Annotated in this window: 6 protein-coding genes; 5 read left to right on the plus strand and 1 reads right to left on the minus strand. The window is 63.9% G+C overall.

What is annotated here, in order from left to right; all coding sequences use genetic code 11:
- The first annotated feature begins 156 nt into the window (after window positions 1-156).
- Entirely contained in the window at window positions 157-1,329 is a 1,173-nt protein-coding gene (locus tag AB4O12_RS03640; RefSeq protein ID WP_130927409.1) for an MFS transporter, read from the plus strand.
- A 138-nt stretch (window positions 1,330-1,467) separates the two neighbouring features.
- On the opposite strand, the gene AB4O12_RS03645 is transcribed toward AB4O12_RS03640, so the two are convergent.
- On the minus strand, window positions 1,468-2,601 hold the full coding sequence (locus AB4O12_RS03645; protein ID WP_460060357.1) for a cupin-like domain-containing protein: 1,134 nt from the start codon (window positions 2,599-2,601) through the stop codon (window positions 1,468-1,470).
- A gap of 136 nt (window positions 2,602-2,737) precedes the next feature.
- Between AB4O12_RS03645 and AB4O12_RS03650 the strand changes: the two genes are divergently transcribed.
- The 4 genes from AB4O12_RS03650 (at window position 2,738) to AB4O12_RS03665 (ending at window position 15,905) form a co-directional block, all read left to right on the plus strand.
- A complete protein-coding gene (locus AB4O12_RS03650; protein ID WP_056784290.1) occupies window positions 2,738-3,478 on the plus strand; it encodes a thioesterase II family protein in 741 nt (246 codons plus the stop codon).
- A gap of 34 nt (window positions 3,479-3,512) precedes the next feature.
- Complete coding sequence (locus AB4O12_RS03655) at window positions 3,513-4,496, plus strand: TauD/TfdA family dioxygenase (protein ID WP_305382577.1); 984 nt, start codon at window positions 3,513-3,515, stop codon at window positions 4,494-4,496.
- A 187-nt stretch (window positions 4,497-4,683) separates the two neighbouring features.
- Complete coding sequence (locus AB4O12_RS03660; RefSeq protein ID WP_460060358.1) at window positions 4,684-8,085, plus strand: amino acid adenylation domain-containing protein; 3,402 nt, start codon at window positions 4,684-4,686, stop codon at window positions 8,083-8,085.
- Entirely contained in the window at window positions 8,082-15,905 is a 7,824-nt protein-coding gene (locus tag AB4O12_RS03665; RefSeq protein WP_460060360.1) for an amino acid adenylation domain-containing protein, read from the plus strand. The genes AB4O12_RS03660 and AB4O12_RS03665 overlap by 4 nt, the downstream gene beginning before the upstream one ends.
- Window positions 15,906-15,916: the final 11 nt, after the last annotated feature.

Here is a 15,916-nt window from a genome sequence, read left to right on the forward strand (position 1 = left end):
GATTGCGCCGGCCCCTTCGCGAGCAGGCTCGCTCCCACCGAGGGACGGCATTTCGAATGTGCGAGCGAAGGGGCCTTCACAGACCGCTAACAATTGCGCGCTTCCACGGCATTCAAGGCTATGGCAACTTGGCCGCCCCTGATGAGGCTGCAATCGATGGCAAATCCCTACCGCGAATTGTTCACCGCCCCCGGTGCCCGTGCGTTTGTGCTGGCCGGGATGCTGGCGCGCATGCCGATTTCCATGACCGGCATCGGCCTGATCACCATGCTTGCGCAGTTGAACGGCGGTTATGCGCTGGCGGGGGCGGTGGCGGCGACGTTTGCCTTGGCCACGGCGTTTTGCGCGCCGCAGGTATCGCGGTTGGTGGACCGTTATGGGCAGGGGCGGGTGCTGCCGATCGCAGCGCTGACCGGTGGCGGCGGTTTATTGATGTTGCTGCTGTGCACGCGTTTGCAGGCGCCGGACTGGACGTTGTTCGTGTTCGCCGCGCTGGCCGGGTGCATGCCGAGCATGTCGGCGATGGTGCGGGCGCGCTGGACTGAAATCTACCGTGGCCAGCCGCAATTGCAGACGGCGTATGCGCTGGAGTCGGTGCTCGACGAAGTGTGTTTTATCGTCGGGCCGCCGCTGTCGGTGGGCTTGTCGGTCGCGGTGTTTCCCGAGGCCGGGCCTTTGGCGGCGTTGTTGGCCTTGGCCATTGGCGTGACGGCGTTTGTCGCCCAGCGCAGCACCGAGCCGCCCGTGCACGCGCAGGAGTCGCAGCATCGGGGCTCGATCATTCGCTCGACCGACGTGCAATGGCTGCTGGCCTTGATGCTGGCGATGGGCGTGATCGTCGGGGTGATCGACGTGGTCAGCGTCGCCTTCGCTCAACATCAGGGCCAGCCGGCAGCGGCGAGTATTGTTTTGTCGGTGTACGCGATCGGCTCATGCCTGGCCGGCATCGCCTTCGGTGCGATGCGTTCGAAACTGCCGCTGCCGCGCCTGTTTCTCTATGGCGGCGTGGCGACGGCGGTGACCACGCTGCCGCTGCTTTTGGCGAGCAACATCCTCGGCTTGTCGATCGCGGTATTTATCGCCGGACTGTTTTTTTCGCCGACGTTGATTGTGGCGATGGCGTTGATCGAACGCATCGTGCCGCCGGCCAAACTGACTGAAGGCCTGACCTGGCTGGTGACCGGACTGAGCATCGGCGTGGCGATCGGCGCCGCCGGTTCCGGCGCGCTGGTCGATGCGTTTGGCGCGCGCAGCGGATTCTGGCTGGCGATTGCGGCGGGGGCGGTGGTGCTGATTTCCGCGTTTCAAAGTTTCCGTCACTTGAAATAACAGTCCTGTTGTAGGAGCTGACGAGTGCAACGAGGCTGCGATCTTTTGACTTTGACTTTGACTTTGGATTTGAAGATCAAGATCAAGATCAAAAGATCGCAGCCTCGTTGCACTCGTCAGCTCCTACAGGGGATCGGGTTACCAGCCTCGGCCGGAGTTGACCCAGAAGTTGACGGATAGCGACGTCGACACCGACTCCACCTGATGGAACCAGCCCTCGGGCAGGAACAGCAGATCCCCAGCCTCCAGCGTCACCCGCAAAAACGTCACCTCCCGCGCTGCCGGGAAGCGTTCATAGTCCGGCGCATCGGGGTTGAAATCGCAGCCATCCAGGCCACCCTTGGGCGCGGTCGACCAAGTGCCCAGTGCCTCGCGGTGATGCGGCGCGGCAAGGGTGAATTTTTTCTGCCCCCAAACCTGGGCGAAGAGGTTGTCGGTGTCATCGCGGTGCAACGGCGTCAGCGTGCCCTTGGGGCCGATCCAGATGCGCGGCGGGATGAACAGCGACTCGTCGAAGTAAGGCGGGTACTGGATCTGCTGCAACAATTGCGCGGGCAGGATGTTGTTGCCCATGTACGCCGGCGGCTCGCCGTCCGCGCCTTTCACCGCCGGGCTGTCCAGCGAGGCGATGAATTCGGCCATCGAGGTCGAGCGGAAATCACGCTCGGTGGAAAAGGTCTTCTTCACATAATCGCCATGGCGGGTGATGCCCTGCAGTTCAGCGAAATGCACCAGCGATTCCTCGCGGCTCAGGCTGAACAATGGCCAGTCGTGCAGGGCATTGCTGATCACCAATGGAATGCCGTTGGGCAGATACCGGGTTTCGAATTCGTGCCGGCTCAACCCTTCGCGCGCACGGCGTTCGATGCTGGTCTGCCGAGGCAGCGCGGCAGTGAGCTTTTCGCTGAAGCGCGGTGGCGTCGGGTAGCGCTTGTTCATGTCAACCTTTTCCACCGTGCCGCCACCCTGGCGAGCGTGGTCGATGATCTGCGGCAACATCGTCGCCAGGCCCATGTTGCCGCCGATCTTCAGGCGCCCGCTGGCGAACAGTTCCTCGACATTGACCACGCCGGCCATGATCCCGAGAAATTCCTTTTGCGCCACTTCGATGGTCACGTCCGGGCTTGGATGGCGCCCGATTTCCGTGCGCTGGCTGGTCTTGATGTCGTACCAGTACGCCTGTTGCGCGCTGAAGATGAACTGGAAAACGCCCTCGATGCCGACCGCGCCGGCGTTGGCGAACAACTTGCCCAGAATGCTCTGCAGGTCCACGGTGATTCCCTCGCGATTGTTGTTTTTTTCCTGAACAGGCAACGAGCGGCTGGCGGGGGAATTTAGCGACCGGGCGACTAATTTGTCCGGCGAGTGATCCGTCTTTCTTGCAGACACATTTTTCAAGGAAAGCGCGGTGACCAAGCTGACATTGCTGTGCCTGCCCTATTCGGGCGCCAGCGCCATGGTTTACAGCCGCTGGCGGCGTCAACTGCCGACGTGGCTGCAATTGCAACCGGTGGAACTGCCGGGACGTGGCGCGCGGTTCGATGAACCGCTGCAAACCGACATGCGCGCACTGGCGCGGCAACTGGCGCGCGAGCACAAGCCGGGGCTGCAAGGCCCGTATGCGTTGTTCGGGCATAGCCTCGGTGCGTTGCTCGCCTGCGAAATGGCCCATGCCTTTCGCGAATTGGGTGTGCCGGAGCCGCTGGCGCTGTTCGCCTCCGGCACCGCCGCACCGTCCATGCGCAGCGATTACGACCGAGGCTTTGCCGAACCGCGCAGCGATGCAGAACTCATCGAACAGTTGCGCACTTTTCAGGGCACCAGCGAAGAAGTCCTCGCCAATAAAGAGCTGATGAGCCTGACCCTGCCGGTGCTGCGCGCCGATTTCATGATGTGCGGGCGCTTCACGCCTGCCGAGCGGCCCTTGCTCAATTGCCCGGTGCACGTGCTCGGTGGCAAGGAAGACCGCGCCACCACCGAACAACTGATCGGCTGGAGCAAAGAGACCCTGGGCAGTTTCTCGGTGGACATGATGACCGGCGGGCATTTCTTCATTCATGAACATGAAGCGCGGGTCATTCGCACGATCAAGACGCATCTGGAAGTGCATCACCGGCGCCATGCGCAGGCCGCGCAACCGGCGTTTTGAGACCGCCTCATCTATCATTTTCAGGAGGCCAGTCATGGCTGTTGCTCTGGGGTTTTCCGTGCGGCCGTTGCTGCCGCAGCGCGGACGCTTGCCGCTGTTGATCGAGGCGGGCGATGCCGACACTGATCTGTTGGCGGTATTCGATGAATTGAAGGAGCTGGTCGACGAGCACCTGCTGCGCGACGGTGGCGTGCTGTTTCGCGGCTTCCGCCTCGACGGCGCCGAGCAGTTTCGCCAGTTTGCCGCGAGTTTCGGCCATCCATTGCTCAACTACGAGTTCGGCTCGACGCCGCGTACCAACGTCACCCAAGGCGTGTACACCTCCACCGAATACCCGGCGCACCAAAGCATTCCGCTGCACAACGAACAGGCTTATTCCCGCGACTGGCCGATGAAGATCTGGTTCTACAGCATGATCGCCGCCAGGTCCGGCGGTGAGACGCCGATTGCCGACAGCCGCGAAGTGTACCGGCGCATCCCGGTGGCGATCCGCGAGCGTTTCGTCAGCAAAGGCCTGATGTACGTGCGCAACTTCGGCAATGGCCTCGATGTGGCCTGGGAAGACGTGTTCAACACCGAAGACCGTGAAGTCGTCGAGGCCTACTGCAAGGCTCACGGCATTGTCTGCGAGTGGAAGGACGACGGTGAGCTGCGCACGCGCCAGATCTGTCAGGCGGTGGCGGTGCATCCGGTGACCGGCGACCACGTCTGGTTCAATCAGGCGCACCTGTTTCACATCTCCAACCTGCCAGCGGACGTGCGCGAAAGCTTGCTCGACATCGTCGACGAAGAAGACCTGCCACGTAATGTCTACTACGGCGACGGCTCGCCGATCGAAGACGAAGTGCTGGCGCAGATTCGCGCGGTGCTCGACGACTGTGCGATCAGTTTCCCCTGGCAGGAGGGCGATGTGCTGATGCTCGACAACATGCTCTCGGCTCACGCGCGCTCACCGTTCGAAGGGCCGCGCAAAGTCATCGTGGCCATGGCCGAGGGGCATTCGCAGGACGTGCGCTGACCTGTTCGCAACCCTTCAACTCAAATGCCGAATCCGGGCCTGTACCGGCTTCGGCATTTGTCTGTCTGGCCTTTGAACCGTCGGGCCGTGATTGCCGCTGGCGCGCTAAATCATCGCGCGGGCCATTCGTTCTTGTTGATACGACCGGGTCTCCAGGTCACGCCGCCGATCAGCAAGGACTCCACGCATGAATGCCGCAGACGCACAGAAACTAGCCCGCCGCTTTATCGAATTGCCCCAGGACAAACGCCGTCTGTTCCTCGCCGGCATGGCCCGCGAAGGCATCGATTTTGCGCAGCTGCCCATGACCGCCTGCGACGGCATCGCCGAGCGTGACGGCCTGTCTTACGCGCAGCAGCGCATGTGGTTTCTCTGGCAACTGGAGCCGACCAGCGCCGCCTACAACCTGCCGATGGCTGTGCGTCTGGATGGTGAGTTGCAAGTCGAGGCACTGGAGCAGGCCTTCAGCCGTCTGGCGGCGCGCCACGAATGTTTGCGCACCACCTTCGGCCAGGATGGCGAGCGGGCCTTCCAGCGCGTGGCCGAACCGCAGCCGCTGAAACTGCCAGTGACTGACTTGAGCACGGTGCCCGAAGCCCAGCGCTGGCCGCTGGCGCAGCAGCACATGATGGCCGAGGCGACGCAGGCCTTCGACCTGCAGAACGGCCCGCTGCTGAGCCTGCGGCTGTTGCGCCTGGCCGAGCAGGAACATGTGCTGCTGCTGACCCTGCATCACATCATCGCCGACGGCTGGTCGATGAATATTCTGATCGACGAATTCATGCGCACTTACGACGCGTTGGTCGCCGGGCGTGATCCGACGCTGGCGCCGTTGAGCGTGCATTACCGCGACTACGCACTGTGGCAGCGCAGCTGGTTCGAGGCTGGCGAGCGCGAGCGGCAATTGGACTACTGGCGCACGCAACTGGGCGACGAACATCCAGTGCTGGAATTGCCCACCGATCGCGCCTATCCGGCGCAGTCCAGCCATCAGGGCGCACGCCTGGAAACGGTGATCGACGCAGCCCTGCGCGAAGAGCTGAAAAACCTTGCCCAGCGTCAGGGCGTAACCTTGTTCGTGGTGTTGCTGGCAGCGTTCAAGACCCTGTTGCATCGCTACAGCGGCCAGACCGATATTCGTGTCGGCGGGCTGATCGCCAACCGCACCCGCAGTGAAACCGAAGGGTTGATCGGTTTCTTCGTCAACACGCAGATCCTGCGCAGCGTGGTCACCGCACAAACGCCGTTCACCGAGTTGCTGCAGAACCTGCGCCAGGCCGCCCTCGGCGCCCAGGCCCATCAGGATCTGCCCTTTGACGCCTTGATCGAAGCCCTGCAACCGGCGCGCAGCCAGAGCCACAATCCGCTGTTTCAAGTGATGTTCAACCACCAGCCGCTGGTCACCGATTTGCACCAGGCGCAACTCGCTTCAGGCTTGCGCGTGGGCTATCTGAGCGAAGAACAACTGGCCGGCAGCGCTCGGCAACACGCGGCCACCAGTGACCTGATGCTCGACACCCGTGAGGAGGGCGAGCAACTGTTTGCCGCCTTCACTTACGCCACGGATATTTTCGACGCCGCGACCATCGCCGCGCTGGCCGGGCATTGGCGCAACATTCTCCAATCGGTGTGCCGTGACCCGCAGCAGTTGATCGGCGATGTGGCGATGCTTGCCGAAGACGAACGCCACGCCATGATCCAGGCCACCGCGCCAGCGCCTCGTTTCATTAGCGTGCAAAGCCTGTTCGAAGCGCAGGTCGCGCGCACTGGGCAAGCGCCGGCGGTGCGGTTGGCCACTGCGCCTGCGCCGGCATTCAGCTTCGACGAACTCAACAGCCGCAGCAATCGTCTGGCCCATCAATTACGCGTACAGGGTGTCGGCCCGGACGTGCTGGTCGGCGTCGCGCTGGGGCGTTCGCTGGAATTGGCGGTGGCGCTGCTGGCGGTGCTCAAGGCCGGTGGTGCCTATGTGCCGCTGGATCCGCAGACGCCGGCCGAACGCTTGCGCCATGTGCTCGCTGACAGCGGCCTGAAACTGTTGCTCGGCGACCGGCAAAGCCTCGCCAGCCTGCCGCCGCTCGACGGCATCGAATGCCTGTGTCTGGAGCAGCTGCCTGCCAGCGAGCAGAGCGGCAACCTGCCGGTCACGGTCGAAGCCGACAACCTCGCTTATGTGATCTACACCTCGGGTTCCACCGGGCGGCCGAAAGGCGTGGCGGTCAGTCATGGCGCGCTGAGCGAGTTCATTGCCCGCGCCATCGACTACAGCGATTTGCGTGAAGGCGACCGGGTTCTGCAATTTGCCACCAGCAGTTTCGACGGTTTCGTCGAGCAGTTTTTCCCGCCGCTGTGCCATGGCGCCAGCGTGGTCATGCGCGATGCGCCGTTGTGGGACAGCGCGACGCTGCATCAGGTGATCATCGATCAGGGCATTACCCTGGCTGATCTGCCAGCGGCTTATTGGTATTGGCTGGTGCAGGAATATGCGGCGAAACCGCGGGCAAGTTTCGGCGCGCTGCGGCAGGTTCACGTCGGCGGTGAAGCCATGGCGGTGGACGGTTTGCGCTTGTGGCAACAGGCCGGGCTCGGCCATGTGCGCCTGCTCAACACCTACGGCCCGACCGAGGCCACGGTGGTCTCGACGATTCATGACTGCACCGCGCTGACCGCGCAGGACGTGTCGTGGCGTGGCATGCCGATCGGCCACGGACTTGCAGCGCGTCGCCTGTACGTGCTCGACGATGATCTGAACCTGCTGCCGCAAGGCGCGGTGGGCGAGTTGTACATCGGTGGGCCGGGGCTGGCGCGCGGTTATCACCGTCAGCCGAGCCTCAGCGCTGAGCGGTTCATTGTCGACCCTTTCGCCGACGGTCAGCGCCTGTACCGCACCGGCGATCGTGCGCGGCTGCGCGGCGATGGCGCGCTGGAGTACGTCGGCCGGGTCGATCATCAAGTGAAGATTCGTGGCTTTCGCATCGAACTGGGCGAGATCGAATCGCGCCTGCAGCAATGTCCGGGCGTTCGCGAAGCGGTGGTGCTGGCGGTGCCATTCGCGGGCGGCGCGCAACTGGTCGCCTACGTGGTGACAGAACCTGCGGTGCTCGCCAGCGCGGCGACGCAAGCGGCATTCCGTCAGCAGACCCGCGCTGCGCTGCAAGCCAGCCTGCCGGATTACATGGTGCCGGGGCATCTGCTGTTGCTGGCGAACCTGCCGCTGACGCCGAGCGGCAAGCTCGACCGCAAGGCCTTGCCGACGCCGGATCCTGCGCAGTTGCAGGGCGATTACCGCGCCCCGCAATCGCCGGCCGAGCAGTGTCTGGCGCAGGTCTGGGCCGAGGTGCTGCACGTGCCGCGTGTGGGCCTGGACGATCACTTCTTTGAGCTGGGCGGCCATTCGTTGCTGGCCGCGCAGGTGATTGCCCGGGTCAAGGAGCAGATGGGCGTGGTGCTGCCGCTGCGCAGCCTGTTCGAAAAACCGCTGCTGGCGGATCTCGCCGAGGTGCTCGGGCAACTGGCCGAGGCGAGCGGCGACGACGACTGGTCCGACCTGGATCAGTTCATGAATGCTTTGCAAGGAGAAGAAGTATGAGCGGCACGATGGCGGAACGTATTGCAAAAAGGTTCGTCGGCTTGCCGCTGGAACAGCGTCGGCTGTTTCTGGCCAAATTGCGCGAGGAGGGCAAGGATTTCAGCCTGCTGCCGCTGCCGGTCAGCCGCCACGACTGCGCGCAGATTCCCCTGTCGTTCGCCCAGCAGCGCCTGCTGTTTCTCTGGCAACTGGAACCGCAGAGCGCCGCGTACAACATGGCCGCTGGCTTGCGTCTCAAAGGTTCGCTGAATGAGTCAGCCCTGAGCCGCTCGTTCGATCATCTGCTGGCGCGTCATGAAGTGTTGCGCACGGTGTTTCACACCGACGGTGATCAAGCGCATCAGCTGATTCTCGAGCAACAAAGTATTGCGCTGGAACGCTTCGATCTGACCGGCACCGCCGCGCAAGAGCGCGAAGAACTGCTCGCGCAACACGTACAAGACGTCACCGCGCAACCGTTTGATCTGCGCCACGGCCCGCTGTTGCGCGCCAGCCTGTTTGCTTTGGCCGACGATGAGTTCGTGCTGGTGGTGAGCATGCATCACATCGTCTCCGATGGCTGGTCGATGGACGTCATGGTCAAGGAATTCGTGCAGTGCTATCAGGCGTTCAGCCTGCAGCGCGAGCCGCAATTGCCGGCGCTGCCGTTGCAATACGCCGACTATGCGATCTGGCAGCGGCGCTGGCTGGAGGCCGGCGAGGGCGAACGCCAGCTCGACTACTGGCGTCAGCAACTGGGCGACGAGCATCCGCTGCTGGAAGTGGCAGCGGACTTTGCCCGACCACCGACCCAGAGCTTCGCCGGGCAGACCCTGAGCTTTGATTTCGGCACCGACCTGTCGCAACAGCTCAACGTCTTCGCCCGCAGCCAGGGCATCAGCCTGTTCATGCTGGTGCTGGCCGGGTTCTCGCTGTTCCTTTCGCGTCTGGCCGGCGAGCGCGACATTCGTGTCGGCGTGCCGAATGCCAACCGTGGCCGCGCCGAAGTCGAGGGACTGATCGGTTTCTTCGTCAACACCCAGGTGCTGCGTTGCCAGGTCGATGAGCGCGGCAGTTTCGCCGATTTGCTCGCGCAGGTGCGTGAAGCGGCGTTCGGCGCACAGGCACATCAGGAGTTGCCGTTCGAGCAACTCGTCGACGAATTGGTCGCCGAACGCACCCTGGGCCACAACCCGCTGTTCCAGGCCAAGTTCAACCAGAACGTCGGCATGCAGAAACAACGCTCGATGGCCTTGCCCGGCCTGACTGTCGGCGAATACCCGCTGGCCAAGGACGGCACGCACTTCGATCTGGCCTTGGATATCACCGACGACGGCGCGCTGATCCACGGCCAGATGACCTACGCCAGCGATCTCTATCGGGCGGAAACGGTCGCCGGTTTTGTGCCGATGTTGCTGGACCTGTTTACACAGTTGCTCAACTCGCCGCAGGCGCCGCTCCACACGGTAGCGACGCCACGGCCTGCTGCGCTTGCCAGCCAACGCGAACCGGCGTTGACGGTGTTGCAACACTGGGCGCGTGAAGTGGCCCGGCAGCCGCTGGCGCTGGCCGCTCGGGATCTCAAGCAAACGGTGACTTTCCAGGCGCTGGATGAACAAGCCAACCGTCTCGCCCATTATTTGCGTGCGCAGGGCGTCAGTGTCGGCGAACCGGTGGCGGTGCTGCTGGAGCGTTCGCTGGACTGGCTGACTTGCCTGCTGGCGATTTTCAAGGCTGGCGCGGTGTACATGCCGCTCGACGTCAAGGCGCCAAGCGCGCGCCTGCAACAGATGCTCGGCGCTGCCCAGGCGCGGGCGCTGATCGGTGCTGAAGGCGACGCACGGCTCAGCGAATTGGCGGCTGAGGGCTGTCAGGGTCTGGAATTTGCACAGGGGCAATGGCAGTCACTGCCGGCATCCGCGCCTGAGTTGACGCTGTATGCGCAGTCGCCGGCCTACGTGATTCACACCTCCGGTTCCACCGGGCAACCCAAGGGCGTGCTGGTCAGCCACGGCGCGCTGGGCAGTTACGTGCGCGGCGTACTCGAACGTCTGGCTCCTGCGCCGGAGGCGAGCATGGCGCTGGTCTCGACCATCGCCGCCGACCTTGGCTTCACCGTGCTGTTCGGCGCGTTGTGCTCCGGTCGTTTGCTACATGTGCTGCCAGAAGAACTCGGCTTCGACCCGGATCGTTTTGCCGAATACATGGCCTGCCATCGCGTTGGCGTGCTGAAGATCGTTCCCGGCCATCTCGCCGCGCTGTTGCAGGCGGCCAAGCCTGCGGATGTGCTGCCGGAACACGCACTGATCGTCGGCGGCGAAGCCTGTTCGCCGGCACTGGTCGAGCGTGTGCAGCAACTTAAACCGGGCTGTCGCCTGATCAATCACTATGGCCCTAGCGAAACCACCGTGGGTGTGCTGACCCATGAGGTCGAAGAACTCCCCGCGCAGGCGCGCAGTGTTCCGGTCGGCACGGCGTTGGCCGGTGCCCATGTCTATGTGCTCGACGATGTGCTCAACCCGGTGGCCGATCAGGTTGCCGGTGAGTTGTACATCGGCGGCGACAGCGTTGCCCTTGGCTACCTGAATCAGCCGGCGCTGACCGCCGAACGCTTCCTGCCCGATCCGTTCGGCATACCGGGTGCGCGGGTCTACCGCAGCGGCGACCGGGTCCGGCGCAACCGCGAGCAGGCGCTGGAGTTCATCGGTCGTGCCGACGATCAGGTCAAAGTTCGCGGCTACCGTGTGGAGCCTGCGGAAGTCGCGCGGGTGTTGCTCAGCCTCGATGACGTCAGCGAAGCCGCCGTGCTCGCGCTGCCACTGGATGACGATCCGGCGCGCCTGCAACTGCTGGCGTGGTGCGTGCCGGCAGTGGGCGCGAAGGTGCAGGCGCAGGAGCTGCGCGAGCAATTGCAGGCGCGGCTGCCGGATTACCTGGTGCCGGCACAGTTAGTGTTGCTGGAAAAGCTGCCGCTGACTGCCAACGGCAAACTCGACAAGCGTGCCTTGCCAGTGCCCGGCGTGGTCAGCCAGCAGTTCGTCGCGCCGGTCGGTGAGATCGAAGAGAAACTGGCCGCGATCTGGGCTGAGGTGCTCAAGCTTGAGCGGGTCGGCAGCAGCGATAACTTCTTTGAACTGGGCGGCGACTCGATCCTCAGCTTGCAGATCATCGCCCGGGCCAAGCGCCAGGGCATCAAGCTCAGCCCCAAGCAGTTGTTCGAAAAACAGACCATCGGCCAACTGGCTGCTGTGGCCAGACTGATCGAAGCCAAACCGGCTGCCGTCGCGGCACCAGTGGCTCGCGGGCCGTTGCCGTTGCTGCCGATCCAGGTGCGCTTCTTCGAGACGCCGATTGCCCAGCGTCAGCACTGGAATCAGTCGGTGATGTTGCAACCGACCCTGGCGCTGGACGCCGCGCATCTGCGTACGGCGCTGGCAGCGTTGGTAGAACAGCACGAGGCCTTGGCCCTGAGTTTCGTGCAGTCGGGCGATAGCTGGCAGGCGTTGCCGCAGACTCAGCGCGATGCCGAATTGCTCTGGGTTCGCGAGCTGGACAGCCTCGATGCCTTGCCGGCCGTGGCCGACGCAGCGCAGCGCAGCCTGGATTTGCAACGCGGGCACTTGCTGCGCGCGGTGCTGGTCAACCTGCCGAACGCCGAGCAGCGCTTGTTGCTGGTGATTCATCACCTGGTGGTCGACGGCGTGTCGTGGCGCATTCTGCTGGACGACTTGCAGCAGGCTTACCACGCATGGGCGGCGGGGACGGCGCCAGTGTTGCCAAGCCAGAGCAGTTCGTTGCACAACTGGGCCGAGCAGTTGCATCGTTATGCAGAGAGCGAAACGTTGGCGGCCGAAAGCGCTTATTGGCGCCAGACCCTGGCGGCGGCTGACGCGGCACTGCCACGGGATTTCGCCGAGGACAGCCAGACCCGCGCCCAGGCCGCCCGCGCCAGTACGCGCCTGAGCCAGACATTGACCGACAAACTGCTGAAAGTCGCCCCGGCGGCCTACCGCACGCAAATCAACGACCTGTTGCTGACCGCATTGGCGCGGGTGCTGTGTGACTGGAGCGAGCAGCCTTCGGTGTTGATCCAGCTCGAAGGCCATGGTCGTGAAGACCTGTTCGACGACATCGACCTGAGCCGCACGGTCGGCTGGTTCAGCAGCCTGTTCCCGGTGCGCCTGACCCCGCAGACGAGTCCCGCTGCGTCGCTGTGCGCGATCAAGGAGCAACTGCGCGCCGTGCCGGGCAAAGGCATCGGTTATGGCGTGCTGCGTTACCTCACGCGTGCTGCCGAGTTGCAGACGCTGGCGCAACCACGGGTAACCTTCAATTATCTCGGCCAGTTCGACGGCGCGTTCAGCGCTGAGCAGGGCGCGTTGTTCTTGCCAAGCAGCGACGGCACTGGCGCCAATCAGGATGGACAGGCACCGCTGGGCAATTGGCTGAGCGTCGACGGACAGGTTCTCGGCGGTGAGCTGGAACTGACCTGGACCTTCGGCACCGGCATGTACCGCGCCGAGACCATCGAGGCGCTGGCCGAGGCCTATCGCCGCGAACTGCAACGCCTGATCGAACATTGCTGCGCGAGCGGCGCAGGTGGCGTGACTCCTTCGGATTTCAACCTCGCCAACCTGACCCAGGCGCAGCTGTCGGCATTGCCGATTGCGCCGCGTGACATCGTCGATCTGTACCCGCTGTCGCCGATGCAGCAAGGCATTCTGTTCCACAGCCGCAACGAGCCGGACAGTCCGGCTTACACCAATCAGCTGCGCGTCGACGTCGAGCAGCTCGACGCCGAGCGCTTCCACCAGGCCTGGCAGCAGACCCTCGAAGCCCACGATATTCTGCGTACGGCGTTCGTCTGGCCGCAGGATGCCGCCGCGCCGGTGCAGGTGGTCCGCAGCCGTGTGCAGATGCCGTGGCAGGTGCAGGACTGGCGCGGTCGCGCTGGCCTGGATGCCGCGCTTGATCATCTCGCCGCTGAAGATCTGCACAACGGTTTCGATCTGCTCGACGCACCGCTGTTGCGCGTGACGTTGGTGCGCATCGATGAGCACACTCATCACCTGATCTACACCTGCCATCACATCCTCATGGACGGCTGGAGCACTTCGCAGTTGTTCGGCGAAGTGCTGCAACGTTACGCCGGCATCGCGCCGAGCGCAGGGCAGGGGCGTTATCGCGATTACATCGAATGGCTCGGCCAGCGTGATCAGCAGGCCAGTCGACAGTTCTGGCGCGCAGCGCTGGCGGACCTTGAACAGCCGACGCGACTGGCCAGTGCCATGCCGGTCAGGCAAACGGCGAGTGGCTATGCCGATCACGAGCATGTGTTCAGCGAACCGCTGACCGCCGAACTGAACCGCTTCGCCCGCGAGCAGAAAGTCACCCTCAACACGCTGGTACAAGCGGCGTGGCTGCTGCTGTTGCAGCGCTACACCGGCCAGGATCACGTGGCGTTCGGCGCGACGGTCGCCGGGCGGCCGACGGATTTGCCGGGCGTCGAGCAGCAGATCGGTCTGTTCATCAACACCTTGCCGGTGGTGGCGGCGCCATCGCCGGAGATCGGCGTCAGCCAATGGCTGCAACAGGTGCAAGACCTCAATCTGGCCTTGCGCGAGCACGAACACACGCCGCTGTATGATATTCAGCGCTGGGCCGGGGCGGGTGCCGGGGCATTGTTCGACAGCATTCTGGTGTTCGAGAACTATCCGATGGCCGAAGCGCTGGCGCAGGGACCGCAGACGGGTCTGAAGTTCTCGGCAATCCGCCGGCAGGAGCAGACCAACTATCCGCTGACGCTGGTCGCGGTCACCGGCCGCGAGCTGAGTCTGGGCGTGAGTTTCGATCAGGCCAGCTTCGACGTTCAAGCGATCCGCGCGTTGAGTGCGCAGTTGCAAGGCCTGCTCGAGCAGTTCCTCGCCGACGCCACGCAGCCGCTGGGCGCGCTGCAACTGCTCGCCGAGCCACAACGGCAACAAGCGATCGAGTGGGGCAAGGCGCCGGTTACCACGCCGGATCAACGCACGGTGCTGGCGCACATCGCCGCGCAAGTGCAACGACAGCCACAGGCGAACGCGGTGCTGTTCGCTGAGCAATCCATCGCTTACCAAAACCTCGATACCCGGGCCAATCGTCTGGCGCACAAGCTGCAAGGCATGGGCGTCGGGCCGGAAGTGCGCGTCGGCGTGTGCATGCGCCGCACGCCGGACATGCTGGTCGGCTTGCTGGCGATCCTCAAGGCCGGTGGCGCTTATGTGCCGCTGGACCCGGATTACCCGCAGGAGCGCTTGCTGCACATGCTCGACGACAGCCGCGCGGCGGTGCTGCTCACTGAGCCAGCGGCCTTGGCGATGCTGCCCGAAACCTTGAGTGCGCAGGTGCTGCTGGTGGACGAGAACGTCGCCAGCGAATACCCGGATGCTGCGCCACTGGTTAATCTCGCGGCAGACAATCTGGCGTACGTGATCTACACCTCCGGCTCCACCGGCAAGCCGAAAGGCGTAGCCATCAGCCACGGCAATCTGTCGGCGCTGATTCAGTGGTCAGCGGGTGTCTATCGCGAAGAACAATTGCGCGGTGTGCTGGCCTCGACCTCGATCTGCTTCGATCTGTCGGTGTGGGAAATCTTCGTCACGCTGGCCTGCGGTGGCTGCCTGGTGCTGGCCGACAACGCTCTGGCGCTGACGGATTTGCCGGCGCGCGAGCAGGTCACCCTGATCAACACTGTGCCGTCGGCGATTGCCGCGTTGCAACGGGCCGGGCAGATCCCGACTTCAGTCGGCACCATCAATCTGGCCGGCGAGCCGCTCAAGCAGAGTCTGGTCGACAGACTCTACGCCAGCACTCAGGTGCAGCAGGTCTACGACCTCTACGGGCCGTCGGAGGACACCACTTATTCGACCTTCACCCTGCGCACACCGCAGGGCCGGGCGAACATTGGCCGGCCGCTGGACAACACCGTGGCCTACCTGCTCGACAGTCAGTTGCAGGCGCTGCCCGAGGGCGTGGCGGCCGAGCTGTACCTGGCGGGTGCCGGGGTGACGCGCGGCTATCTGCGCCGCGCCGCGCTGACCGCCGAACGCTTTGTGCCGAATCCTTACGCGAGCAATGGCGAGCGCCTGTACCGCACCGGCGATCTGGTGCGCCAGGGCGACGATGGCAACATCGAGTACATCGGTCGCGCCGACCATCAGGTGAAGATTCGCGGCTTCCGCATCGAGCTCAGCGAGATCGAAGCGCGTCTGCTGGAACTCGACGATATCGGCGAAGCGGTGGTACTGGCGCAGGACGGCGCCGCTGGCAAACACCTGCATGCCTACCTCGTCGCGGCGCCGGACAGCGAGCGGTCGACGCTGGCCGAGCGGGTGCGCAATGCGTTGGCCAGTCGCTTGCCGGCGCACATGGTGCCGGGGCATCTGCACCTGATCGACGCGATCCCGCTGACGCCCAACGGCAAGCTCGATCGCAAGGCGCTGATGGCGTTGGGCGAGAGCCCGACGCAGGAGCAATACCAGGCGCCGCAAAGCGATCTGCAATGGGAGGTCGCCACGATCTGGCAGGAGGTGCTGGAAGTCGAGCGGGTCGGGCTGGCGGACAACTTCTTCCAGCTCGGCGGCCATTCGTTGCTGGCGACATTGGTGGTGACCCGGGTGCAGGAACGTCTGGGCGACAAGGTGCCGCTCAAGGCGCTGTTCGAAACCGACACGCTCAAGGATTTCTGCGCGCGGATCGAAGCGCTGCGCGTCGAAATGTCGCCCGTTCAGGATGAATTGGCTAAATCACTGGAGGCCCTCAAACGTCTATCCCTCGATGATCTGGAAAAACTGATTTCTTGAGAGGGAAAAAC

This window comes from Pseudomonas sp. S2_A05, from assembly GCF_054668485.1.